General features: G+C 55.0%; 18 protein-coding genes and 1 pseudogene. 15 read left to right on the top strand and 4 right to left on the bottom strand.

The window, feature by feature from the left end; translation table 11 throughout:
- Positions 1–55 precede the first annotated feature (55 nt).
- On the top strand, positions 56–916 hold the full coding sequence (locus BN3795_RS00330) for a GNAT family N-acetyltransferase (protein WP_068782763.1): 861 nt from the start codon (positions 56–58) through the stop codon (positions 914–916).
- Positions 917–994: 78 nt separating this feature from the next.
- Here the strand turns inward: BN3795_RS00330 and BN3795_RS00325 are convergent.
- Both BN3795_RS00325 and acnA read right to left on the bottom strand, forming a co-directional pair.
- Positions 995–2,562 (bottom strand): annotated as a pseudogene (locus BN3795_RS00325) (IS1182 family transposase).
- 151 nt (positions 2,563–2,713) lie between these two features.
- Positions 2,714–5,431: an aconitate hydratase AcnA gene (acnA, locus tag BN3795_RS00320; protein ID WP_068782762.1), complete on the bottom strand. Its 2,718-nt coding sequence runs from the start codon at positions 5,429–5,431 to the stop codon at positions 2,714–2,716.
- 233 nt (positions 5,432–5,664) lie between these two features.
- On the opposite strand from acnA, the gene BN3795_RS00315 reads away from it, so the two are divergent.
- From BN3795_RS00315 to BN3795_RS00285, 7 genes are all read left to right on the top strand, one after another.
- Positions 5,665–6,669, top strand: a complete 1,005-nt coding sequence (locus BN3795_RS00315; protein ID WP_068782761.1) for an amidase domain-containing protein — start codon at positions 5,665–5,667, stop codon at positions 6,667–6,669.
- A 21-nt stretch (positions 6,670–6,690) separates the two neighbouring features.
- Positions 6,691–7,785 (top strand): D-alanine--D-alanine ligase, encoded by a 1,095-nt coding sequence (locus BN3795_RS00310; protein WP_068782760.1) that lies wholly within the window; start codon positions 6,691–6,693, stop codon positions 7,783–7,785.
- A 53-nt stretch (positions 7,786–7,838) separates the two neighbouring features.
- On the top strand, positions 7,839–8,162 hold the full coding sequence (locus BN3795_RS00305; RefSeq protein WP_068782797.1) for a hypothetical protein: 324 nt from the start codon (positions 7,839–7,841) through the stop codon (positions 8,160–8,162).
- Between the two features lie 121 nt (positions 8,163–8,283).
- Positions 8,284–9,054, top strand: a complete 771-nt coding sequence (fabI, locus tag BN3795_RS00300) for an enoyl-ACP reductase FabI (protein ID WP_068782759.1) — start codon at positions 8,284–8,286, stop codon at positions 9,052–9,054.
- 201 nt (positions 9,055–9,255) lie between these two features.
- Complete coding sequence (locus tag BN3795_RS00295; protein ID WP_232729807.1) at positions 9,256–10,125, top strand: inositol monophosphatase family protein; 870 nt, start codon at positions 9,256–9,258, stop codon at positions 10,123–10,125.
- Positions 10,126–10,222: 97 nt separating this feature from the next.
- Complete coding sequence (locus BN3795_RS00290) at positions 10,223–10,471, top strand: hypothetical protein (protein ID WP_408634986.1); 249 nt, start codon at positions 10,223–10,225, stop codon at positions 10,469–10,471.
- A gap of 98 nt (positions 10,472–10,569) precedes the next feature.
- A complete protein-coding gene (locus tag BN3795_RS00285) occupies positions 10,570–11,835 on the top strand; it encodes a stalk domain-containing protein (RefSeq protein ID WP_068782757.1) in 1,266 nt (421 codons plus the stop codon).
- Positions 11,836–12,127: 292 nt separating this feature from the next.
- On the opposite strand, the gene BN3795_RS00280 is transcribed toward BN3795_RS00285, so the two are convergent.
- On the bottom strand, positions 12,128–13,030 hold the full coding sequence (locus BN3795_RS00280; RefSeq protein WP_068782756.1) for a transposase: 903 nt from the start codon (positions 13,028–13,030) through the stop codon (positions 12,128–12,130).
- Positions 13,031–13,435: 405 nt separating this feature from the next.
- Here BN3795_RS00280 and BN3795_RS00275 point away from each other — a divergent pair, with 405 nt between their 5' ends.
- From BN3795_RS00275 to pgmB, 3 genes are all read left to right on the top strand, one after another.
- Entirely contained in the window at positions 13,436–15,754 is a 2,319-nt protein-coding gene (locus tag BN3795_RS00275) for a glycoside hydrolase family 65 protein (RefSeq protein ID WP_068782755.1), read from the top strand.
- Positions 15,751–18,189, top strand: coding sequence for a glycosyl hydrolase family 65 protein (locus tag BN3795_RS00270; RefSeq protein ID WP_068782754.1), 2,439 nt, complete (start codon positions 15,751–15,753; stop codon positions 18,187–18,189). Before BN3795_RS00275 ends, BN3795_RS00270 begins: the two co-directional genes overlap by 4 nt.
- 280 nt (positions 18,190–18,469) lie before the next feature.
- Complete coding sequence (gene pgmB / locus BN3795_RS00265) at positions 18,470–19,105, top strand: beta-phosphoglucomutase (protein WP_068782753.1); 636 nt, start codon at positions 18,470–18,472, stop codon at positions 19,103–19,105.
- 103 nt (positions 19,106–19,208) lie between these two features.
- On the opposite strand, the gene BN3795_RS00260 is transcribed toward pgmB, so the two are convergent.
- The gene (locus tag BN3795_RS00260; RefSeq protein WP_068782752.1) at positions 19,209–20,342 is read right to left on the bottom strand and encodes an asparaginase; all 1,134 of its coding nucleotides are present in this window, start codon (positions 20,340–20,342) and stop codon (positions 19,209–19,211) included.
- 469 nt (positions 20,343–20,811) lie between these two features.
- Between BN3795_RS00260 and BN3795_RS00255 the strand changes: the two genes are divergently transcribed.
- The 4 genes from BN3795_RS00255 (at position 20,812) to BN3795_RS00240 (ending at position 25,901) form a co-directional block, all read left to right on the top strand.
- Complete coding sequence (locus BN3795_RS00255; protein WP_068782751.1) at positions 20,812–22,641, top strand: sensor histidine kinase; 1,830 nt, start codon at positions 20,812–20,814, stop codon at positions 22,639–22,641.
- Between the two features lie 20 nt (positions 22,642–22,661).
- Positions 22,662–23,987 (top strand): response regulator, encoded by a 1,326-nt coding sequence (locus tag BN3795_RS00250; protein ID WP_068782750.1) that lies wholly within the window; start codon positions 22,662–22,664, stop codon positions 23,985–23,987.
- Positions 23,988–24,091: 104 nt separating this feature from the next.
- The gene (locus BN3795_RS00245; RefSeq protein ID WP_068782749.1) at positions 24,092–25,033 is read left to right on the top strand and encodes a carbohydrate ABC transporter permease; all 942 of its coding nucleotides are present in this window, start codon (positions 24,092–24,094) and stop codon (positions 25,031–25,033) included.
- A gap of 1 nt (position 25,034) precedes the next feature.
- Positions 25,035–25,901: a carbohydrate ABC transporter permease gene (locus BN3795_RS00240; protein WP_068782748.1), complete on the top strand. Its 867-nt coding sequence runs from the start codon at positions 25,035–25,037 to the stop codon at positions 25,899–25,901.
- Positions 25,902–25,929 lie beyond the last annotated feature (28 nt).

Raw genomic sequence — 25,929 nt, 5'->3', positions numbered from 1 at the left:
TGATAAACGGTTCTTAATCCCAGCCCGTATACTATCCACAGGGGGAATTTATAGAGTGGCCTACCTAACCATTGAGAAATTATCGGATTTTACATCGTCTTCTCTGGACCCCATCCGAAGTCTGGAACAGTTGTGCCGACAAGCGGACGGATCGAAGCTGAACGTTGGTCTGGACCATTTGAGACAAGAAAGCGGAGATCAGGCCTTCCTTTGCCTGGTTGAAGGGAGTTTGGTCGGCTTCTTAAGCTGGTATACCGCAGATGGGGGCGAGGCGAACGTTAACGCCATGGTTCATCCGGAGTGGCGTCGCCGGGGCGTGTTTCGGCGTTTGCTTGAGGCCGCAGCGGGGGAAATGGGCGAGCAGGGGATCCAAGCCCGGCGATTTAAGGTCCCCGCCGATTCCGCGCCTGGCCTTCGCTGTGCGGAGCACCTGGGCGCACGGTTTGATGGCTCGCAATTTGCTATGGAGCTTACCGCTTTGCAGGAGGGGGGCGCGCCCGAACCTTCGAACCTGACGCTTCGGCCGGAGGAGCTTGAGGATTTTGGCTTTATGGTACGCTGCATGTCCCAGGCGTTCGGCGATACCGAGGAATGGACCCTCCAATATTTAGGTCATACCCGAGAGCCCAGCCGCCGCAACTACATTGGCTTCCATGGGGAGGAGCGGATCGGCTTGATCCGCGTGAATCTTCTCGGGAGCGAGACGGCGGTGATCCATGATTTTTGCGTGCTGCCGACCTGCCAAGGACGCGGGTACGGGCGAGAGATCTTGGCCCGGACGGTGCGGCTCCTTCTGGCACAAGGCCGTACACGGATTCGGCTCAGCGTAGCCGCCGAGAATCGCAGCGCATTGGAGTTGTACAGGAAGGCCGGGTTCGCCCTCGTATCGGAATCGCGTTATTACATCAGCCCATAAAAAAGAGGGTGTCCCAAAAGTAAACTCTGGGACACCCTCAGCAGCCAAATTGGATGGGATTCATAAAAAACCAAGGAGCTAGGCGGTCTGTTCTCGCTTAGCTCCTTGGTTTTTGGCGTCCACCGCTGCTTTCTTGAGCAGATTGTGGGCAAGGGAAAGCCACCCCACCTCCAAACTTACTTTGGGTAAGCCTCGAAGCAGGAACCTTTTAAAGCCTCGGTTGTTCTTTACATGGCCAAACACAGGCTCCGGCTCGATCATGCGCCTTACGGCTAGGGCATGACCTTCTTCACTGCGGAGCTTTTGCCTGGCCTGGTTCTTTAGCCGCCAATACTTCATACTCACCTTGATCTCGCGATCACCTTGGGCTTGGGTACACTGCGGTTTTAGCGGACAACCCTCACAGCCGGCGCTTCGGTAATGTCGGTATTCGATTTCATACCCGCTTTCCGTTTTCTCCTTACTCCCTCTTCGAAAATGGAGCGTTTGTCCGGCCGCACATGTCCATGTATCTTGTTCACTGTTATAGGTCCAGTTGTCGATCTTGCTGATGTCTTTTTGCCAGGCCTTGCTCTTTTCGCGGTGATACGTGTTGTACTTCACCATGGCTTCGACTTCATTTCGCTCCAAGTAGTCGTAATTTTCTTCACCGCCATAGCCTGCATCGGCGATGACTTTTTTTGGCAGCTTGCCGAACTGCGATTTTATCTTCTCAAAATGCGGGATGAGGCAGCGCGTATCGGTTGGCCGCTGGTGCAAACTGTAACCGATAATGAATTGATTTTCAGTGCCAATCTGAACATTATAGGCTGGCTTTAGCTGGCCGTTTCGCATGTGGTCTTCTTTCATCCGCATAAACGTGGCGTCCGGGTCTGTTTTACTGTAGCTGTTTCTCGTGCCTAAAATCGCTTCCTGCGTCTCATACTTCTGAAGGCGAGGAAGCAAGTCTTTGCGGAGCGTGCGCATCGCCTTCTTGAGCGGCTTGTCCTTTGGTTTCTCCTGCAGACGCTCCTCTAATTGTTTGACGGCTTGCTCCAGCTTTTCACCGGTGAGGGCAGAGGACTCGCCCAGTTCAAGAAGATCCTGGCCCCCGTGAGCACGTTCTTCTTGTTTCTCAGCTTCCTCAATGGCGGCGAACAAGGTTTGGACTTTTTCTTGGAGCTTGGCTTTATGCTTCACTACCGCCTTCCCCCATACAAACGTATATCGGTTGGCATTCGCTTCGATCTTCGTGCCGTCCAAAAATAATGCTCAAGCTGCACGTAGTTTTCCTCGGCCAGAAACTGAAGAACGGCGGTAAACACCGTCTCCAGTACGTTTTTCATTCGCTCTGAACGAAACCGGTTGATGGTGCGGAAATCCGGCTTTTGCCTGGCCGCGATCCACATGAACATGATGTTTTCACGGATCGCTTTGGCGATCTGGCGAGAGGAGTAGATACGCTGCGTGTAGGCGTAAATGATGACTTTGGTGAGCATTTTAGGGTGGTAGCTGTCTCGTCCGCCTCCAGGGTAAGCTGCGTCGAAGATGGCTTCGTCGAGACGATTAACGGCGGCGTTGACCACACGAACGAGGTGATTGGCGGGGATATCTTCTTCTAAATCCATTGGTAAGCAGAGTTGATCCATGGTATATTGAATGTACAAAGAAACCGTCTCCTTTTGGTTTATGGTTGGGTGGTACCTCCATTTTACCAAAGAGTGGTTTCTTTTTGTTTGACGAAATGAAAAAGAGGGTCGCCCCTAGTCATCTATGATGACTTTTGGGACACCCTCTTTTTCAAATAGAATCTTGGGTTTAGGCGTTGGATGCGATCATTTGACGCAATACGGTTTGCAGGATTCCGCCGTTGTGATAGTAATCGACGTCGACCATGCTGTCGAGACGGGCGATGACCGGGAACTGGAACGTAGTCCCGTCCGCACGGGTTGCCGTTACCGTCAATTCTTGCCCCGGCTTCACGTCATTGCTCAAGCCTTCGATATCAAACGTTTCTGTGCCGTCGATGGCCAGCGTATTCCAGCTGACACCGTCCTGGAACTGCAGTGGGAGGACGCCCATGCCAACCAGGTTGCTGCGGTGGATCCGTTCGAAGCTCTCGGCGATCACCGCTTTGACGCCGAGCAGATACGTGCCTTTCGCCGCCCAGTCGCGGGAGCTGCCGGTGCCGTATTCCTTGCCGGCGATGACGACGAGGTTCTGACCTTCCGCTTGATATTTCATCGAAGCGTCGTAGATGGACACGACTTCATCCGTCGGCAGGTATTTGGTCACGCCGCCTTCTGTGCCCGGGGCTACCTGATTGCGGATGCGGATGTTCGCGAACGTCCCGCGCATCATCACCTCGTGGTTGCCGCGGCGGGAACCGTAGGAGTTGAAGTCCTTGCGTTCGACGCCATGCTCGGTCAGGTATTTGCCAGCCGGGCTGCTCGGCGAGATGTTGCCTGCCGGGGAGATGTGGTCCGTCGTGACCGAATCGCCAAGCAAGGCCAGTACGCGAGCGCCGCGGATGTCGGCGATGTCGGACAACCCTTCGCCAATCTTCTCGAAGAACGGCGGGTTCTGGATGTAAGTCGACTTCGCATCCCATTCGTACAGCTCGCCTTGCGGAACGGGAATCGAGTTCCAGCGTTCGTTCTGCGTGAAGACGTGCTCGTATTTGCTGCGGAACATCTCCGGGCTCACCGATTGGCCGATCGCTTCCTTGATTTCCGCCGAAGATGGCCAGATGTCCTTCAGGTATACCGGCTGATTATCGCGATCATAGCCGATCGGATCGTTCTGCAGGTCGATATTGACCGTGCCGGCCAGTGCGTAAGCGACGACAAGCGGCGGGGAAGCCAGGTAGTTGGCTTTCACTTGCGCATGGACGCGGCCTTCAAAGTTCCGGTTGCCCGAGAGCACCGCTGCAACGGTCAGATCGTTATCGGCGATCGCCGTGCTGACTTCGTCCGGCAATGGACCGGAGTTCCCGATACAAGTTGCGCAGCCGTAACCGGCAACGTGGAAGCCGAGCGCTTCCAGCGGCTCGATCAGGCCAGCCTTTTGCAGGTACTCGGTGACCACGAGGGAGCCTGGCGTCAAGCTGCTCTTCACGTAACCCGGCTTGGTCAGGCCGCGTTCCACGGCTTTCTTCGCCAGAAGGCCCGCGCCAACCATAACGCTGGGGTTGGATGTGTTCGTGCAGCTCGTAATCGCCGCGATCACAACCGCCCCGGCTTTAAGTTCGCTGGTCGAGCCGTCCGGATGCTTTACCGGTACGGATTGTTCGATCTTCTCTTCGCTGAGGCCGTAGCCGCCTTTCTCAACCGGCGTGCGGATGATCGTGTTGAAGCTTTCCTTCATCGCGGTGAGTTCGATGCGGTCCTGCGGCCGTTTCGGTCCAGCCAAGCTTGGCACAACGGAGCTAAGATCCAGCTCGATCAGATCGGAGAATTCCGGATCCGGCGTATCGTTCGTACGGAACATGCCTTGCGCCTTGTAATACGCTTCAACCAGAGCGATCTGCTCTTCGGAGCGTCCCGTGCTGCGCAGGTAAGCGAGCGTTTCGGTATCCACCGGGAAGTAACCGATCGTTGCGCCGTATTCCGGGGCCATGTTCGCCACGGTCGCGCGATCGGCCAGGCTGATGTTGGCCAGACCCGGGCCGTAGAATTCCACGAATTTGCCGACAACGCCTTTCTTACGCAGTATTTGCGTTACGGTCAAAGCCAGGTCGGTTGCCGTAGCGCCTTCGGCCAGACTGCCGGTCAACTTAAACCCGATAACTTCCGGCGCGACAAAATAAAGCGGCTGCCCCAGCATGCCGGCTTCGGCTTCGATCCCGCCGACGCCCCAACCCACGACGCCAAGGCCGTTGATCATCGTCGTATGGGAGTCGGTGCCCACGAGGGAATCCGGGTAAACCACCGTTTCGCCGTTTACGGTCTTCGTTGCGGCTACGGAAGCCAGGTACTCCAGGTTGACCTGGTGAACGATCCCTGTAGCCGGGGGCACAGCACGGAAGTTATTGAAGGCGGTTTGCGCCCAGCGCAGGAAGCGATAGCGTTCCTCGTTGCGCTCGAACTCGACCTTCATGTTGTACTCCAGCGCGTCCGGGGAACCAAACGCGTCAACCATGACGGAGTGGTCGATCACGAGATCAACCGGCACGAGAGGGTTGATCTGTTTCGGATCGCCGCCGGCTTTCTTCACGGTATCGCGCATGGCGGCAAGGTCGACGACGACCGGCACGCCGGTGAAATCCTGTAATACGATGCGAGCGGGGATAAACGGAATCTCTTTGTTCTCATCGCGGCCCTCGCTCCAACCGGCGATTTGCTTCACATGCTCCTGAGTGATGGCTCTGCCGTCGTATTGACGGACAGCGGCTTCAAGCAGCACTTTAATGGAGAAGGGCAGTTTGGAGATGCTGCCGAGCCCTTGCTGTTCGAGTGCCTGCAGGTCATAGTAGCGGTAGCTCTTGCCGCCGACCTCCAGCGTACGGGCAGAGGAGAAAAAATCGTTCGCTGACATGAATGTACCTCCTTGATTGGTTTCACCTGATGAAACATAATTTCAAATTTCTTTGATTTAAGTATACCTTCCCTCACGTGGCGAGTAAAGAACTTTTTGCACCCAAATCTTAGCTTGTCGAGGCTGTTCCGGCGCGGATGTACAGGCTTTCAAGCCGATGCGGGACAGGTGCAAAACATACTCCCTCCGGGGTGCTCATATAATGGCTAATAGCGAAAAGGAGGCGTGGATGTATGACGGATGAATGGAAGAAGACATTATCGGTTTACGTGAACGAACAGAACCAGGACGAAGTGGACTATCGCACGCCTAGCGGAGGCACGGTCGTAACCGATGTGGATTATTTGCTGCGGCGGGGCGAACGGAAGCGCAGACTGGAGAGCTGGTATCGCCACCGGGGGGCTGCGCCGCTTCGCTGCGAGACCCGGGCTAAGCTGGTACGTGAGATTGAAAACCGGGAAGGCGAGATCGAGGTCGATTTGCAGCTGTCGCGGAAAATTTATTACGAAAAAGGAGGCGCCCGCCACCAGGAGGAGCGGATCGAGAAGCAGCGTCTCACTTTGGCGCGTGACGGCTCGGGCTGGATCGTCATCAAGGTAGAGCAGCCGATTCCAGAGCGGCATCCGGCGATGGTACTTCCCGTTGAGGAGGAGAGGGAAGAGATGGGCCGCATGAGCGCTTTGCCGCGGCCTTTTCTGAACCGCGAGCTCCTTGGGGAGGGCGGTGCCCGCAGCATCGCTTACCGTCGAGAGGATGCGGTGATTTATGCCGACCGTTGGTGGGATGGCTTTAATCCGGAATTCTCCGCTTTCGAGGTCGACTGCACGAACTATATCTCCCAGTGCCTCTTTGCAGGCGGAGCCCCGATAAACTATACTGGAAAAAGAGAATCGGGCTGGTGGTACAAAGGTTATGTCGGCGGCCGGGAGTTGTGGAGCTACAGCTGGTCGGTGGCCAATGCGCTGGAGCGTCACCTCGGCCAGAGCCGAACCGGACTTCGCGCCGAATTGCTCGAGCGTCCGGAACAGCTTCAACTCGGCGATGTCATCGCCTACGATTGGGACGGGAACGGTACGTTTCAGCACAGCACCATCGTGACCGCGTTTGATGCCGGCGGCATGCCGCTGGTTAACGCGCATACGACGCCAAGCAAGCACCGCTATTGGGACTACCGGGATTCCTACGCCTGGACCGACAATACGGTGTATCGTTTTTTTCATATCGCGGACCGGTTCTAGATGAAGGAAAAGAGGTTAACAATGGGACAGGACAGAATCACCGTAGCTCTCATCTACGGGGGCAAGTCGGGAGAGCATGAAGTTTCGCTGCAGACGGCTTTTGCCGTATCTAAGGCGTTTAACTATGACAAATACGAACTGCTTCCTTTTTATATCGACAAGCAGGGCAAATGGAAGGTTGGCGATAAGCTGAACGCGCCGTTTGCGGCGCTGGAGGAGCTGAAGCTTGCGCAAAGCGCGGGCGGTACATCTGCCGCGATGGAACTTTTGTTCAGCAAGCTTTCGGCGGGTCAATCCGAAATTGATGTGGTGTTCCCTCTGCTGCACGGCACGAATGGTGAAGACGGCACGATTCAGGGGTTGTTCGAGATGGCCGACTTGCCCTACGTCGGTGCCGGAGTGCTGGCTTCCGCAGCCGGCATGGATAAGGTTATCATGAAGAAGCTGTTTGCCGAGGCGGGACTTGAGCAATGCGCCTACTGCTACTTCACCGCATCCGAGTGGGAGCGTGCCAGCCATACGCTGGTTCAGGGCGTCGAAGAGAAGCTCGGCTACCCGTGCTTCGTCAAGCCGGCGAACCTGGGCTCCAGCGTTGGCATCTCCAAAGCAAGAAATCGTGAGGAGCTGTTGGCTTCGGTGGCGCTGGCCTTCCGCTACGACATGAAGGTGATCGTTGAGGAGTTCGTCGACGCCCGTGAGGTGGAGGTCGGAGTGCTCGGCAACGACGAACCGCTGGCTTCCGTGCCGGGCGAAATCGTCTCCTCCGGAGAATACTACGATTACCAGGCCAAATACTTGGACGGCAAATCGCAGATGCTGATTCCCGCCCCAGTCGATACCGAGATGGCTGAGCAGATCCGCGAGCTGGCGGTTAAGGCGTTTAAAGCGATCGCCGGCAGCGGATTGTGCCGAGCCGATTTTTTTGTGCGGAAGTCGGATCTCAAGATCTGGATCAACGAAGTGAATACGATGCCGGGCTTCACGCCCTTCAGCATGTACCCGCTGCTGTGGCGGGAAACCGGGGTGGCTTATGAGGTGCTGCTCGATCGCTTGATCGAGCTGGCTCTGGAGCGCTACGCAGCCCGGCAAGCTCTCGAATTCGAAAGCGGCGTGTAACGGCGGCGGACATCGCCGCCCGAACGACCGGTAAGGGAAAGGAAGGGATGACGGTGGGATTTCAAACGGAATTCAACTCGGTCTGTAAATTCAAGAAAGAGCAGGAGCTTTATGAACTGATGGAATACGGCCGCGGCAAAATGCTCAAAGAAGGGCTGCGCGTATTTCCTACTGGACAGAAGGTCATTGCTTATTCGCCCGATAACCAGGCGGTAGCGATCGTGAAGATCACCGCCTGCGTTGCCGAAATCAACTTCAATGGAGAGGAAGTCACCTCGGTTGAACTGGAGCTGATCCGTCCGCTGACGGATGAGGAGTCTGCCGTACAGACCGCACTGGCGCACGAAATGTTCTTTGGCGATCCTGCTAGAAAATGATTGTGCGCGCATCAGGCCTTAGGTTGAGGACAAGCTGTCGCTTGGCTCCGTCTCTCTTGAAAAATGCAGGGAAATAAGGTAAGTTGTACAAAATGACGGTGTATTTTAGAGGAGGATTTTCATGGGTGATTTGTTAGCGGGGAAAAATGTGATCGTAATGGGGGTCGCCAATGAGCGCAGCATCGCGTGGGCGATCGCGCAGAGCTTGGCGGAGCAAGGCGCCCGTTTGGCGTTTACATATGAGAGCGAACGCGTGGAAGGCCGGGTACGCAAGCTGGCCGAAACGATCCCGGGTTCGCTGATCCTGCCGTGCAACGTGGCGGTGGATGAGGAGATCGACAAGCTGGCCGATACGCTGCGCGGTGAGTTTGGCGTGCTGCATGGTCTCGTGCACAGCATCGCGTTCGCGAAAGGCGAGGACTTGGCTGGTGAATTCGTGGATACGTCCCGCGAAGGCTTCGCGTTGGCTAACGACATCAGCGTCTATTCGCTGGTTGCCGTGTCCAAGCGTCTTGCCCCGCTCATGACGGAAGGCGGCAGCATCATGACAATGACGTACATGGGATCGGAGCGTGTGATGCGCAACTACAATGTGATGGGCGTGGCCAAAGCCGGACTGGAAGCTTCGGTTCGCTATCTGGCGAACGACCTTGGACCGAAGAACATTCGCGTCAACGCGGTATCGGCCGGCCCGATCCGTACGCTGGCTGCCAAGGGCATCAGCGATTTTAACTCGATCCTCAAGCAGGTCGAAGAGAAAGCTCCGCTGCGCAGAACGACAGAAACCGCGGAAGTCGGCGACACCGCGATGTTCCTGATCAGCCACCTGTCGCGCGGGATTACCGGTGAGGTTATTTTCGTAGACGGCGGGTACAATATCGTAGGTGCATAACGAGGAGACCGCAAGCGGTCAGTCAGCAGAAAGTTCGTTTCCGGCGGGGCCAAGCCCCGCTTTTGGACACGGACTTTTTGCATATAAAGTAACGCGGCTTTCGCTTGTATTCCATGGCAAGCAGGCGAAAGGACGCAACTTTGCGATATCACGGACGTATAGTTTTTAGTGAGTAGATTATTAGTTTAAGATGAAAGTAGAGTGAATCGATTGGAATCCAATCCGAAAGTTCCATATGTGGTAGGCAGCAAAAGTCCGATGGCCGTTGCGATTAACTGCGCCGCGAAGGCGGGAGAATGGATTAAGAGCCGGCTTGGGGACTACCGGGATCTAAATACGAAGCAATCGCCGCAGGATTTGGTAACGGACGTGGATAAAGGGGCGGAGGCGATGATCCGCAAGCTGATTCTGACGCATTTTCCGGACCATGATATCCTCGGGGAAGAAAGCGTAGCGCCGGGAGCGGCAGCATCAGCGGCAGCGCTGAAGCAGGCCAGCGAATCGGAGTATTTGTGGATCGTCGACCCTGTAGACGGAACGACCAATTTTGTGCACGGGTTTCCGTTTTTTTGCGTATCGATAGCGCTGGCTTATAAAGGCGAAGTGATCATCGGCGTCATCTATGACCCGATCCGTGATGAAATGTTTGTGGCGGAGAAAGGCAAGGGCGCTTATATCCACGGTCAGCCATCGAGGGTGTCTGCCGATGCGTCTTTGTCCGGCAGCATTATCGCGGTGGGTTTTAACCCGGATCGGGAGTTTGCGCTGCCGGTAAACATGCGTGGACTGAACGCGTTGTCCGGTGAAGTGCGCAGTCTGCGCGCCGCCGGGTCGGCAGCCCTGCATCTGGCCTATGTGGCTGCCGGGCGGCTAAGCGGCTATTACGAGGTGGGGTTGAATGCTTGGGACGTTGCCGCAGGGGCGCTGATCGTGAAAGAATCGGGAGGAATAGTGACCGATACTACAGGCAACCCTTATCACATCGGCGTACGCCATTTAATTGCCAGCAATGGTAAAATCCATGAGGAGCTGCTTGGCGTGATCCGAGCTGCAGATGCGACCGGGCTTTAAGGGCAGCTTAATGACAGGACGCCGGCGCGGAGGTTATGGAAGGAATGAGCGCAATCGGACGTACGCTTAATCCAGAATACCGGAAGGAGTGTCAAGAGTGAGCGATAACAAGGAATTGGAACGCGAGCTCAGCGAGATGCTGACCGAAGGGGAATACGGCAGTGAGGAAGAACGCCGCGAGGAGGAGCGCAGAAGATTGTCACCGAAATACGAAATTCGCATCCAGACAACGTTAGACCCGATCGTAGAGGAGACGCTGAATTACCGGAAGATGGCTAAGGAAATCGATGGCCGTTATGATCAATATTTGAACAAAACCAAGCGCGCGCAGGAGAAGCCGGAATAACGGCGAGAAACGCCCGCGCCCAAACAGCATTAACGGGACCTGAGGACGCTATCCCTAACCTCAGGTCTTTCGCAATTTTATAAGAGGAGTTGAAAAGCTTGAAGGATTCTCGCTTGAACAAAGCTTCCATCTTGGCGGGGGCGCTCGCACTCATTCTATTGTGGTTCAGCGGCCTCGCCGCAAAACCAATCCAAGCCGCCGAGTCTGCCCAAGCTGACGGCTACCTTATTGTGGCGCTGGGCGATTCGATCACCGCCGGGTATGAGCCGGGCATGACGGATACGAGCGTTCCGTACGGCTTCGTTGATCGCCTGAAGGAACAAGGGCTGTTCCACGGGCCTGCCTCCGCAGTTAATTACGGCATCCTCGGTTTGACCAGCGAAGGTTTGAAAAACTACGTGACGGCAATTCTGGCGGGTTCACCGGTTGGCGTTGCGGACATTCAAGCCAATGTGCCGGATCCGAGGATTGCATCCTTCGGCTCCGGCATTGCTCAGGCACAAGCCGACTTGCAGAAGGCCGATCTGATCACAATCACGATTGGCGGGAACGACTTGTTAAAACTGCTGCCGGATGTGAAGAACATCTCGCTGGAGCAGCTCCGCGCTCAAAGCGATGAGGTACTGAAGGCTTATGGAGACAATCTCCGCGAGGTCGTCCGTATCCTGACAGAGCTTAATCCATCGGCGCAAATCGTAATTGCCGACCAATATCAGCCTGTGCCGAAGCTGGCGGGCGCCTCCATTTATGAGGAGCTGCAGCAGATTGCCGGTAAGTTCACCGCGATCGTGGATGGGGTTGTTGCCAATCATGCGACCCAAGCGAAGCCGGTGAAGGCGGCTCATGTGGCAGCAGCTTTCACGGGACGGGAAATTTCGCTGACGCATATTTTTTCCGACACCGATATCCATCCGAATCAAGCCGGGTATGAAGAAATCGCGAAAATTTTTACCGAATCGGTTTGGGGCAGCTACCGGACAACTACGGCAAAGACCGGCGGAGCGCCGATATCCGTTGTCGTTAAAGGCCAAGAGCTGAACACGCCGTACCCGCCGATCTTGAAGAACGGGCAAACGTTCGTGGCAATCAAAGACATAACCGATGCGGTTGGGGCGCAAAGCAAATGGGATTCCCGCAAGGCCACCGCCACCGTTACTTATGGCAGCCGGACGGTGGTGATTCCGGTGGGTTCGAAGCAGATTCAGGTGGACGGCACGCCAGCTGCCACCGCTACACCGGCTTTTCTGCAGAAGGTCGGAAAGGAGAACAAAACCTATGTACCATTGGCCCTGCTCGTACAAGGACTGGGCCTTGATGTTCAATACAGCGGTAAAATGAAGACGGTATTTATCAACGTATTGTAATTTGGGGTAGCCGGAGCGCGGGGGCGTTTCGGTTTTTGTAATTGGGGAGGGGGGGCTGTTGCTGTTTCAGGGGCCTTTGCAAGATTATCCCGTTTGATCAGGTCGCAGCGAAAACGGTAACCCAGGAGTTGGCCGGCCGATCAACAAGTGACAGAGAGACTCAAATTAAAGGTAAATAGGGGAAACGGGTAAGGGAGCCATGATGTAAGTGATGTAAGTGGTGATGTAAGTGATGTAGGCTATGGTTTCTGCGTAAAGATCAGGATCTTTCCTTTCCCTGTTAGCAGCATAATCAGGCTGCAGGAGCGAGAGGGGGATTCGCTTGGTTCGCAATGAGCTGGCGATAAGAAATGCTCTGACTAGCCATACAGATCTGCAGCAGTTTCTGACGCATCGTATTGATCGCTCTGGGCAAGCGAAGTTGGCGTCGAACGGTGAACTCGTTCAGGTACGCCTGCAGATACTTCATTCCTAAAGCCACGTAAGTACATTTTAGCGATTTCCATGCCTCTCGGACCACTTTCCACAAGGGCGTATAAAGCCGAAAAGCCAGGGGGAACAGCTGTACCTCCGACGAACCAACAAGCACATCATTGGTGACAAATGCGGTGAGCTCGCGGCGGTCTGCTCTTTGGCCGTACCCTCTCTTATGGGGTAAAAGACGGATTTTGACCTGCTCCGGTTCTCCCGAATCCGCTACTGTACATCCGGCTACGACCGCCGTCACACCGGACTGAGGAAGCTGGCTCCGTAACGGATCTCGTCTATACTGATCACTGTTTACCTTCACATTCCCGCTCAGCAACTCCCTGGCATCGAATTCCCCAATGGCATGACGAATTTTGTGCAGCATCAACCAGGCTGTCTTGTAGGTGACCCGAATCACCTGGCACAGCCGCATCGCCGAGATACCATCTGGGAGCAAAAATAACTCCAGAGCCTGAAACCACTTTAACAAAGGCAGATGAGTTCCTTCAAAAATCGTACCGACCAATGGGGATGTCTGATGTCTACAACTTCCGCATTCGAACAAGGGGATACGTCGGGAAGTCAGCCGGCTGCATTGGGGATGCGCACAGCGCGGGCATACAAAGCCGGTTGGCCATTTCATCGCAATCAACGCCTCTACGCAATCCTGCTCGTTCGTAAAACGGCTACTGAAGGTTTGCAGATCCATTTCCGTTCCATTCTCCATCTCGTCCACCCCTTATCGTCTCAGAATACGTACATGTGTTCTCTTTTTTTAATTATACCAAACATATGATCCCCAATCAAGAAAAAAATACCAACCTTATTGTCGTGCTTTTCCTGCTCCAAACTCCCAAACTCCATTTCACATCTTGATTAACGAATTCCCCTTTCTCCGGATTCGCCTGACGACCGCCCTGAATGAAAGGGATAATCTTGCAAAGAGGCGGGCGAGAAGGGAACGGGGGCGAAAAGCAGCGAGGGACTTCAACTCCGTATAAACGCACATAAGCTTCTTACTCCTGGACATTTGGCGGCGGCGAACGTTCCGTTAATCTGGATGGGGAGCGGTCTTGTTGGCTACGAAGACAGATCGCAAGCGTGTCAAACACATAGAAGGAGAGGGCGGAGCATGCCGAAAATCGCAGACAAATATTTGCAGGTCGACCCCTGGAAGGTCGTGGAGGAAGGCTTTGATCCGGGACGCAATCGGGTCAGCGAGTCGATTTTTTCGTTGGGGAATGAATATATGGGGGTCAGAGGTTATCCGGAGGAAGGGTATGGCGGGGACACGCTGCTGGGCAGCTATTTCAACGGGTTGTTCGAGGAGAGTCCGGTTACGGCTCACTATAAAGGAATCATCAAACGTTTACGATTCATGGTGAACGCAGTAGACTGGCTGCATACGCGGATCATGTTGGACGGGGAGATGCTGGATTTGGCGGCGAGCCGGTTTAGCGGCTTTCGGCGGGAACTGGATTTGCGCACGGGGGTCTACACCCGGGAGTTCGTGTGGCATACCGCCAGCGGAAAAGACGTCCAGCTCACGTTCGAGCGCTTCGTCAGCATGAAGGTGTCGCATCTCGGGGCGCAGCGGATCACGTTCATGCCGCTGAATTTCTCCGGTTCGATTCAGGTGCGGACCGGACTGAACCTAGCGGTGATCCATGAGGATCAGCAGCGCTGTTATTGGAACCCACTGAAGCAAGGGGAAGAAGCAACAGCTGATGGTTCCAGGATCGCGGGGATGTTGGGAGGAACGGTGAACACGGGGAACCGGCTGTTTTCCGGATTCCGCGTTATTGCACCGGACGCCGTGAACAATCAGCTGGTGCAGGAGGGAAGCTACATCGGCCGAGACCTGACCTTGGAGCTGAAACAGGGGCAGCGCAGCAAACTGGATAAGCTCGTCGTTAACGTAGCGGAGAAAGACCGCTCGATCGGGGACAACGACCTTTGGACGCGGGGGATCGAGCTGTCGGCGCGCTATACACACGCAGGGTACGATGCGGCGGCGGCCGAGCAGCGGGCGTACTGGGCCGAGGTATGGGCGGAATCGGATATCGCAATCGATGGGGATCCGGAGAATCAGCAGGGGATTCGCTTTTGCATTTTTCAGCTATATCAGACTTACCACGGGGATAATCCCGGATTCAATATCGGAGCGAAAGGGTTGACCGGCGAGGCGTACCGGGGACTGGCCTTCTGGGACACGGAATCGTATTGCCTGCCATTCTATATCTTCAACAATCCGAAGGCGGCGCGAAGCTTGCTTGAGTTCCGCTACCAATCGCTTCCCGAAGCTCTAGAACGGGCTAAAGAGCTGGATTGCGAAGGGGCGTTTTATCCGATTGCCACGATCGACGGGACGGAAAGCTGCGACCTGTGGCAGCACTCGAACCTGCAGCTGCATGTAGGCACGGCGGTGGCATACGGGCTTCGCCATTATGTGAACATCACAGGCGACAAGGCGTTCTTGCATGAAAAAGGCGCGGAAATGCTGATTCAAATCAGCCGATTTTACGCGACCCGGGGGCAATGGGGGCAACAGTCGGGGAAATACGGCTATTTCGGCGTAATGGGTCCCGATGAGTTTCAACTCATGGTGAACAACAACTGCTATATCAATCTAATGGCGAAAAAGCTGTTCGAATATACGCTGGAGGTGCTGGAGGCGATGCGGGGTGAAGCCCCGGCGGCATACGGCGAGCTGGCCGCGCGGCTTGGCCTGACCGAGGAAGAACAGAACGATTGGCGTAATAAAGCCCGTCACATGAAAATACCCCGGGACGAACGGACAGGGGTTTTCGAGGAGCATGACGGCTTTTTTGACCTGCCGCATCTGGACATTCACGCGATTCCGGTGACGGAATTTCCGCTGTATTCGCACTGGTCCTATGATCGACTGTACCGGTACGACATGATCAAGCAGCCGGATGTACTGATGTTCATGTTCCTGTACAGCAGCGAATATTCGCTGGAGGAGAAACGCGCCAACTATGATTACTATGAGCCGCGCTGCATCCACGAATCCTCGCTGTCTCCGTCGATTCATTCCATTTTGGCGGCGGAAATCGGGCGAGCGGAGGAGGCGTATAAGTTCTTCGAGTTTGCGACCCGGCTGGATCTCGACAATTATAACCGCAACACGCGGGAAGGCCTGCATACGACCTCGATCGCCGCGGCCTGGATGAACATTGTGTACGGATTCGGCGGGATGCGTTCGGACGGAGACCAGCTCATGCTAAATCCGAGCATTCCTGAACGTTGGAAGAGCTACTCGTTCAGGGTCACCTACCAAGGGGTGAAGATCCTGGTGGAAGTGGATCAAGACCAAGCCTGCATTCGCGCTACATCGGGCGGCGAAGCGGAAGTTTCCGTGTATGGGAGCCCGGTCACCGTCGGTGAAGCGGGGATTCGTGTGCCGCTGCGAAAGGCGGTCATTCAATGAGCTGGATGATTAAGGAAAGCGGGTTCGACCGGGAGCGAATCGCACACCACGGCAATAAGTTCATGATTGGAAATGGGGTGCTGGGCTACCGGGGAACGTTGGAGGAGTTCGGCAAGAATGAGCTGACCGCTACGATCATCGCCGGGTTGTACGACAAGGTCGGGAACAAGTGGCGCGAGCCGGTGAACGCGCCGAATGGCCTGGCGACGGCGGTCCAATGGGACGGGGTGCCGTTAAGCGTGCTAGACGCCGGGAGCCAGACTGAAGCCGGGGGCCAGGGCAAAGCCAGCGGAGGAAACGGCGCAGGGAATGGCAGAGAGAATGGCAGAGGGAATGGCAGAGAGAATGGCGGAGGGGACGCCAGTCCGCAGTTGGCGGCCCATGAGCAGGCGTTGGACCTGCGGCATGCGGTGCACCGCCGCCGATCTGTATTCCGCACCGCGGACGGTGCGGAGGTGTCGATGATGTCGGAGCGGTTTTGCAGCGCGGTGCGCTCTGAGCTGATCGTGAGCCGCTTGACCGTAGAGAGCAGCCTGGACGGCACGCTGACGATCGTCACCGGCATTGACGGGGATGTCTGGGACATCAACGGCCCGCATCTTGAGCGCATAGAGAGCGGCGCGGACGAGGCTGGAGAGGTCTTGCGGGTAACCGCACAGACGCAGGAGCTGGGCGTACCGGTAACGGTCGCGGAAGCCGTGGAGGTGCAGGGCGGCGAAGAGGAGCAGCTTCTCCGCGGGGACCTCTCGATCCGCCGCCGGATCCAATTGCGCTGCCGGGCTGGCGAACCGGTTGAGCTCGTCAAATACGTCGCTGTAGTTACCGGTCAGGACGGGGCACTGGCAGGCGATGTACAGACGGCGGCGGAACAGGCCGCCCGAGAGGCGCGGCAGCTCGGATACGATGTGCTGCTGCGCGAGCACGCCGAGCGCTGGGAGCGCAAGTGGGACGCCTCCGACATCACGGTCGAAGGCGACGAAGAAGCCCAGCTGGCGCTGCGCTACAGCATGTACCAGCTGCACATCATCGCGCCGGACCGCTCGGAACGCGTGTCCATCCCCGCTCGCGGCTTGTCCGGTCAGGTGTACAAAGGCGCGGTTTTCTGGGACACGGAAATGTTTATGCTGCCTTTTTTCCTGCATACGGAGCCGGAGGTGGCGCGCAATCTGATGATGTACCGGGTCCATACGCTGGAAGGCGCGAAGCGCAAAGCGGCGGAATACGGTTATGACGGGGCCTTCTATGCTTGGGAAAGCCAGGAGACGGGGGACGATGCTTGCACGCTTTTTAACGTAAACGATGTGTTTACGGGTCGCCCGATGCGTACTTACTTTCGGGATAAGCAGGTGCATATCAGCGCGGATGTGGCTTACGGGATATGGCAGTATTATACGTTTACCGGAGACGAGAGCCTGCTTCTGGACGGTGGGGCCGAGGTTGTGTGGGAGTGTGCCAAATTCTTTTACTCGTATGGGTACTTCAATTCGCGAAAGCAGCGGTTCGAAATCCTTGACGTCACCGGGCCGGATGAATACCATGAGCGAGTGAACAACAACGCGTTTACTAACCGGATGGTTAAGGAATGCCTCCGCATCGCTTTGAATGCGATGGACCTCCTGCGAAGCCGCGACCTCAAACGATACGAAACGCTGCTTGAGGGCAGCAGCGTGCAGTTGGAGCAAATTCGCGATATGCACGACCGATTGTATGTTCCCCAGCCGGATGCCGAGACGGGACGAATCGAACAATTCGACCGATATGATAAATTGGAAGATGTGACGCTGCAGGAATTAAAGGCGCGGATGCTTCATCCTCACGAATATCTCGGCGGGGGAAACGGTCTTGCGACGACGACGCAAATCCTGAAGCAGGCCGATGTGGTGCTGATGCTGCACCTGTTCAAGAGCGATTATGCACTGGCCGTCAAACAGGCAAACTGGGCTTATTACGAACCGCGCACGGAGCATGGATCAAGCCTCAGCGCTTGTATTTATGCCCTGGTGGCAGCGGATACGGGCTCGCCGGATTGGGGATATCCTTACTTTATGCGAACGGCAAGAATTGACTTAACCGGGGAATCGAAGCAATATGTTGGAGATCTCTATATCGGCGGCACGCATCCTGCAGCGAATGGCGGGGCATGGATGGCAGCTATTTTGGGATTCGCGGGCTTGCGATATGATGGAGACAAGGCGGAGCTTCGGCCGGCATTCCCCTCCGTCTGGCAGGCAATCGAGTTCCCGGTCCACCTTCGAGGGGGATCTTACCGGGTACGTGTCAGTCGGGAAGAGGTCACGGTTATCGCTCAGGCCGGGAACCCGGAACCGATGCGGCTTGTCGTGGAGGATCGGGAGCTGTTGGTGGCGCCGGGCCAGGAGTTTCGCGTCCCCTATGATTCTGCCGGGAGGCTTGGACAGTCTGCTCGGCCAAGTTAAGCTAAACTAAGGGCTGGTGGCGGGTGCCGGCGATATATATACGAAAAATCATATAGAATTCGTTGTTTCCCACGTATTCTGGCAGAATATATATGAAATTTCATGCTTAATTGGGCCTTTGGGTGACGGTAGCCGAGAATCTATCTGAAATATCGAATAGAATTCGCCATTTATGTCGTTTGTGACGAATTGTATTCGAAATATCGAATTCAATTGTTAGAGTGCCTGGCCGGAAGCCGGAAAAGCTGCACATTTAAAATGATCAAAGGAGAATCACAGCATGCTGGAAACGATGAAAGGGGCCATCTTCGACCTTGACGGTGTAATCGTCGATACGGCCAAGTACCACTATCTCGCATGGCGGTCGCTGGCGCATCGGTTGGGCTTCGAGTTTACGGAAGCTCATAACGAACGGCTCAAGGGCGTCAGCCGCATGGAGTCACTGCGTATTTTGCTGGAGGTCGGCGGCGTAGAGGCGACGGAGGAGGAACGCCTGCAGATGGCCGCGGACAAGAACCGGGAATACGTCGAATTTATTTCCAAGCTGGAGCCGTCGGAAATTTTGCCGGGAGCAAAGGCGTATTTGCTGCAACTGCGCGAGCGCGGGGTGAAGATCGCCCTCGGCTCAGCGAGCAAGAACGCCGCGTTTATCTTGGAGCGGCTTGGCATCGCCGAGCTGTTCGACGCCGTCATCGACGGCACCAAGGTGTCCAAGGCGAAGCCGGATCCCGAGGTGTTCCTCGCCGCCAGCGCAGCGCTGGCGTTGCCGCCGTCCGACTGCGTCGTGTTTGAGGACGCGAAGGCGGGGGTGCAAGCGGGCAAAGCCGCCGGCTGCCGCGTCGTTGGCATCGGCAGCCCGGATATTCTGGGCGAGGCCGACCTTGTCGTCGGCGGGCTGGATGAGCTGGTGGTTTAACAGACAACCGCCCAGGCACATCGCCTTATGACAAAGCAAGGCGTCTCCTATTTAGTCCGAAAACCAAATAGGAGACGCCCCCAACGATTAATAATGAATTATGCTAGCGAGACATGTTGAACTCGGGCAATCCGATGGAAGTAAACCATTGACGGACCTGCTCGGGATTGTCGGAGAAAGTGAGTCCGAGCTGCAGCAGAATGCGCGCTTTCTGCGGCAAGAGGTCGGCTCCACCGATAATTCCGGGCGTTTTCGCGTCATAGACGGCTCCCGAGCCGGTCCGGGTAGTGGTAACAAAAACAACGCCTTTCTCAACACCTTCCGCACGGGCCGCCTGCTGCTCTACCGAAATTCCTCCTGCCCCGTGTCCGGCGGTGACGATCCCGTCCACTCCTGCGTCTACCAATGCTTTTATCGGTAAACCGCTGGCTTCGGTATAGCTGTACACGATTTCCACCTTGGCGATATCCTCAGCCTTGATGGTGGACAGATCAAATGGTGTTTTCCAGCCGTTCTTGCCGCATTCCAATACTCTTGCAGGTGCTCTGACGGAGCGGATGCGGTCTTCATCAACGGTACCCAGTGCTCCGTAACGTCCTCCATCGAAAGTATCCAGACGGACGGCGTCCGTTTTCGTGACTTCACGAGCGGCGAAAAATTCATCGTTCATCATTAGAACGGTACCGTAACAGGCCGTCTCTTGGCTGGCCGCCAGACGGATCGCGTTGAACAGGTTCGCCTCCCCGTCAAAAGAGAAGGTGTTGGACTGTCTCATGGAGCCGGTAAATACAACGGGCTTGGGGCTGCGTACGGTCAGATCTGCAAAGTAAGCCAACTCCTCCATAATGTTGGTACCTGCAGTCACGACAACCGCATCGGTATTTTGATCGGCCAGCACCTCGTCAATAATCAAGCTTAGATTGTAAAGATGTTCCGTTGTCGTTTGGGCAGACCCGATGTTCTCAAGCTCCTTGATGCTGACGTTTGCAACCTTGGAAATTTCGGGTTCAAGACGGTCGAGAATACTTTGGATTGAAACTCTTTCAGAGCCATAAGATTGAAACATCTCCCGCCCGACCGCCGTACTAGTAATCGTGCCTCCCATTGCGACAATCGTTACGTTCGGCACAGAACTCTCGGCGGAGCCGGATGCCGACTCTGAAAAGGTGCTCGGAACGCTCGTAAAGAACAACACCCCGACAAGCAAACACAACGTAAACCACCTTTTAATTTTCATAGCTGCCTCCCTATCATTGTGTTAAGTAAATTAACACAATAGTACTGTTTAAAATGAAAAATAGCAATATATATGTCAGGTATTGTTTCCTCAAAATCTAAAATTTTATATGATTATCTAAAACAAGAAACATATATAGTTACTAATGACATATTCTATTACATAGAATGTTATAATAAATGTTGCCCTGAATTTTGCTATTGGAAGACACTTTCCGATTCTTTTGGTTCCAACGAGAGTCTAAATTTGTAGCTGGCAAAACGCGGAAAATGCTCTAAACTATGAGCAGTGGCAGTAGAAAGGCAGGGTTGCCAATGAATCAGCGATCCGCGAATCTTGGGAAACGCCACGATATCCGTAGAAATGCGCATACCTTGCGGGGTTTCAAGCTTGCTATAGTTAAATGAGGCTTCCAAAAAGCCGGTGCTTTTTGGAACTCGTACTTAAAGTGACCGGAGGTGCATGACAGGTGAAATCGGGATTCAAGAATCCGTTGACACAGATCGGTTTAAAGCAGCAGTTGATCCTGGTTTTTCTGGTGCTGGTCGTCCCTCTGTTTATTTTGAATTCGTACGGAAACTATCGGGCGGATCAAATTTTGAAACGGAATGTCACCAATGCCTACATCGAGCTGAACAATCAAAATTTCCGGCTGATCAACCGGGATATCGAATCGATCAACAAGGTGGCGTCGACGGTGTTTCAGCATCCGCTGGTCCAGCAGTTAAACCCGGCCGAGGACAACACGACGACGGAGCGGGTGAAAAACTACGAGAAGCTGGAAAATCTGTTGAACAGTTATTCCAATGAGACCGGCCAGCATGAGCCGCTTTATTATTCGCTGTTCGTGTACGACCCGTCGAACTCGTATTCTTTTGCGCCGTATTATCCGGAGTCCAAGAAAGCCGGGGTTTATTTTTTTCTTGAACGGGAAAAGCCGGAATGGTTTGATGAAGCCGTCGCCAAGAAAGGGAACGGCTATTTGCGCTTAATTGAGCACTTGTCGCCCCCGGCCCAAGGGCAACAAAATCAGCGGACCCTCGCCTACGTCCGGGCGATCAACAACATCGACAAGGGCGGAACGATCGGCGTGCTGGTTGTCTCCAATGTCGACGGCCGCATCGGCGAATCGCTGCAAACCGTCTCGATCCCGGAAGGGGAGCTGTACTTCACGGATTGGGACAATCGTATTCTGACCTCGACGCCAACCGAGGCCGCTTCGACCGGATCGCTGCTTGAATTGCCCTCGGAGGCTGATCTGGGGGATTCCAGGGATTCCCTGATCGGGGTGAAGGACGTCATTACCGATAAATTTATTTATGTCATTAATTATAACTATGTCCTGCAGCAGAAGCTGGTGTACAAGGTGCCTGTCAAAGCGCTGCTGCAGCAGCAAAACGAAATCAAACGGATCATTCAGCTCATCTCCATCGCCTATTTCGCGGTGGGGCTGGCGCTGATCTTGTATTTCTGGCGGTCGCTGATGACTCCAATCCAGAAGCTGGTCTATTTCGTCCGCCGCTATGAGCCGGGAAATGTGGTGCCGGAGACGCCGCACCGGGATCGCAGCGATGAGGTCAGCGTGCTGATCTCCACGATCTACGCGATGGCGCGCCGTTTGAACGGGCTGGTGCATTACAAATATCAGATGGATATCAAGCAGAAGGAGGCCCAGCTGCAAATCCTGTACCAGCAAATCAACCCGCATCTGCTGTACAACACGCTGGAGAGTATCTATTGGAAAAGCACCATGGAGGGGAACAACGCCTCCGCAGAGATGATCAAGGAGTTGTCCAAGCTGATGAAGATCAGCCTTAGCCGCGGCCGGGAGCTGATCACGCTGGAGGAGGAGCTGGAGCACGCTTCCGCTTACATTAAGTTGCAGGAGCATCGGTACGAGTACGGATTCCGGGTAACCTGGGACGTTCCGTCCGAGCTGCATGCCATCATCATCCCGAAAATCACGCTCCAGCCGCTTATCGAAAACGCGATCTTTCATGGCGTGAAATATATGGGCGAGGACGGTGAAATCGCCATTCGCGCCGAAGCGGACGAGGCGCAGGGCCTGGTCCGCATTAGGATCACCGACAATGGATATAAGCCGGTGGATTTTGAGGCGATCGACAGACTGCTTAACGATGAGACGCCAAGCCCGTCGTTTGGTTACGGAATCCGCAATATTCATCAGCGGCTCCGGCTGCATTTTGGGCCGGAGTACGGCCTCAAATACGCGAGCCTGCCAGAAGGCGGTACCGCCGTCACCATTACCCTGCCTATCGCAGCCGAACGGAATGAATAACAAACAGGGGGAACAAGCGTATGTATAACATTTTGGTCGTGGACGACGAACCGCTGATTTGCCGAGGGTTATCCGGATTGCTGACCGCTTCGGGACTGGATATCGGGCAGATTTTCACCGCGTATAACGGGCATGAAGCGCTGGACTATGTGCGGATGGAGGATATTGATCTGCTGGTCACCGACATCCAGATGGGGGAAATGAACGGGATCGAGCTGATGCAGCAGGCGAAGCTGATCAAGCCTTGGGTGCAGACGATTATTATCTCCGCGCATGAAACGTTCCAATACGCTCAAATGGCGATTCGGCTCGGCGCCAAAGACTATCTGATCAAGCCGCTGAACAGCGAACAGTTCCTCGATTCGGTGCGCAATGCGCTGCTGAAGATGGATAAGCCGGTCCCGCAAGCCGAGGAGTGGCTGTCCGGGGGAGCGGAGCGCTTCCGCATGGTGGAACCGCTCCCGGAATCCGGCGAACGGTTGAACCGCTTGTTGACGGACACCGCCGAGGGAGATCAGGAGGAACGGTTCGCCGAAGCCGAGCGGCTTGGGCTGACCGGGCCGTATTTTTCCGTGATCAAAATCAAGCTGGCCATTCCCGCCGAGAAGGAACCATCCCAGGACCAAGAGGAGCACCCCCGCCTGTTCCGCTATGCGGCGCTGAATATCGTTAATGAACTGCTGCATCAGGAGTGGCGGGCGGCGGCTTTTTATACTCAGAGCCTGGAAATGGCCCTTATTCTGCAATGGAATGAAACGGAGTACGCCGAACCGAATCTGAACAAAATCAACCAGCTTGAAATGCTGGGCCGCAGCCTGCACCACCATATTCACAAGTATCTCGGCCTTCTGTGCATGGTGGGGATCAGCCAAATTCTCAAGGGCGTGGGGTTCCTGGGCGTGCTAAGCCGACAGGCGGACAAAGCGATGTTATGGGGCGGGGGACACGGGGATTATCACGTGTTTTATTATGGCGATTTCAATTGGCACAACTATGCCCAGGATCCTTCCACCGAGGAATTGACGACGCAAAGCAACCGAATCGTAGAGAGTGCCAAGAAGTATATTGAGGAGAATTACCGGCAGAAAGGGTTAACTATCCACGAGGTGGCCCGCAGCAACCACGTCAGCCCGAATTATTTGAGCTACCTGTTCAAGAAAAACACCGGGTATAACCTTTGGGAATACGTCATCAAGCTGCGGATGGAGGAAAGCAAAGCGTTGATCCTGAACACGGATCTGCGCCGTTACGAGATCGCCGAACGCGTGGGTTATGAGTCGCCCGAGCATTTCAGCAAGATTTTCAAGAAGTATTTTGGCGTCAGCCCCACCGAACTGAAGAAATAACGATGAAGTAAGAACGACCATAGTTCACATAGTTTTAGACATGTTCGCCGGAAGAGCCCTTTTCTACAATGGATAGAGACACTACGTAGAAAAGAGGGAGAAAGATGGGGGAACCCGTGATTTCACCGGGGAACATGCAGCAGAACACGGTTAAGAAGGCGGCCGCCTCACGGGCGCCGCGGCGGGGATCGAACTGGAAGAAGTATATGTGGGGGTATCTGTTTCTGGTTCCGGCAATCGCCATATTTATCGTGTTCCTATGGGTCCCGATCATCAAAGGGATGGTTTACAGCTTTTATAACATCGATTTCGTCAAAGGCAACACGTTTGTCGGACTGGACAATTATGTGAAGGTGTTTCATAACCCCGACGTGCTTCTATCGGTTCGCAACACCTTGTATTATATGCTTCTATGCTTGGTGATGGGCTTTTGGGTGCCGATCGCCGCATCGATTGCCATTTCCGAATTGCGCTGGTTCCAGGGCTTTGCGCGCATTGCGGCTTACCTGCCGTTTGTCGTGCCGGGTGTCGTCCTGTACGGGATGTGGCGCTGGATGTACGATCCGGTCGGGCCGATCAACGCGCTGCTCGGATGGTTCGGGGCCGATCCGGTTTCGTTCGTCTCCGACGGGAGGTGGTCGATGGTCTCGATCGTCTTCATGGAGACGTGGCAGCAGTTTGGTTCGGCGATGCTGATTTATTTGGCCGGGGTGCTGAGCATTCCGCGGGACTGGTATGAAGCGGCGGAAATCGATGGAGCCGGCGTCTGGGCCCGGATCAAGTACATCACGTTGCCGTCGATGCGGAACCTGATCGTGCTGATGTTGATTTTGCAGCTGATCGGCACTTCCCAGGCGTACCAATCCCAGCTGGCTTTGCTGGACGGCGGGCCGAACAAGGCCACGTTGACGTATGCGCTCCTGACGGTCAAGTATGCTTTCACTCAGCTCGACTACGGGGCGGGGACCGCGCTGGGCGTCTTGATGTTCCTCGTGCTGAGCGTGCTTGGCGTGCTGCAATACAAGCTGAACAAGGAGGAGTACTGATATGAAAGAAAGAGGCATCCTGTCGCCCTCCGATCTGCAGAAGCCGCTCAATAAGGTGGTTTACGGGTTTATGGTGCTGTGCATCGCGGTCATGGCTTTTACGATGTTGTATCCGATCGCGATGACGATGTTCAACGGGCTCAAAAGCAATCAGGAGGTCAACTCGTTCCCGCCGCGATTTTTCCCGCAGGAATGGCATTGGGACAACTTTCCGAAAGCCTGGAATTATATCGATTTGCCGATGTTCTTGAAAAATACGCTGCTGATCTTCGGCGGCAACCTGCTGATGACCATCCTGGTGCTGGGGCTGGCCTCGTTCAGTATTTCGCGTATCCGCGTGCCGTACAGCCGGGCGATTTACTTCTTTATCCTGCTGACGTTGTTTATTCCGGCCTCAAGCTACATGATCCCGAACTTCGTGAACCTGAAGGAGCTGGGGCTGCTGAATTCCTATTGGGCTTTCTGGCTGCCGGCCGGGGCGAATGCGTATTATTTTCTGCTGATGAAAAATTTCTTCGACGGAATCCATCCGGAGATCTTTGAAGCGGCCCGGATCGACGGGGCTTCGGAATGGACCAGTTACCTGCGGATTGCGGTGCCACTGTCGGTGCCGATTTTCGCTACGCTGGCGATCTTTATTTTTTCCACGGCATGGAACGACTGGTTCTGGCCTTCCCTGGTCATGCATACGGAAGACAAGTACACGCTGGCGACGGCGATATACAAATACGTCATCAACGCGCGGAACATGGACAGCAGCATCAAGTTCAGCATTTTGTTCATGGTCATGATCCCGCCGATCTTCGTGTTCCTCGGCTTCCAGAAGTTTATCATGCGCAGCGTCAATTTGTCCGCAGTCAAAGGATAGGTAGCGTTTACAGGATCGTAGGCCTGCA

Source organism: Paenibacillus phocaeensis, assembly GCF_900021165.1.
Lineage (GTDB): Bacteria > Bacillota > Bacilli > Paenibacillales > Paenibacillaceae > Fontibacillus > Fontibacillus phocaensis.
Note: the sequence above shows the minus strand (reverse complement) of the source record. Positions and strands in the feature narration are given on the sequence as shown.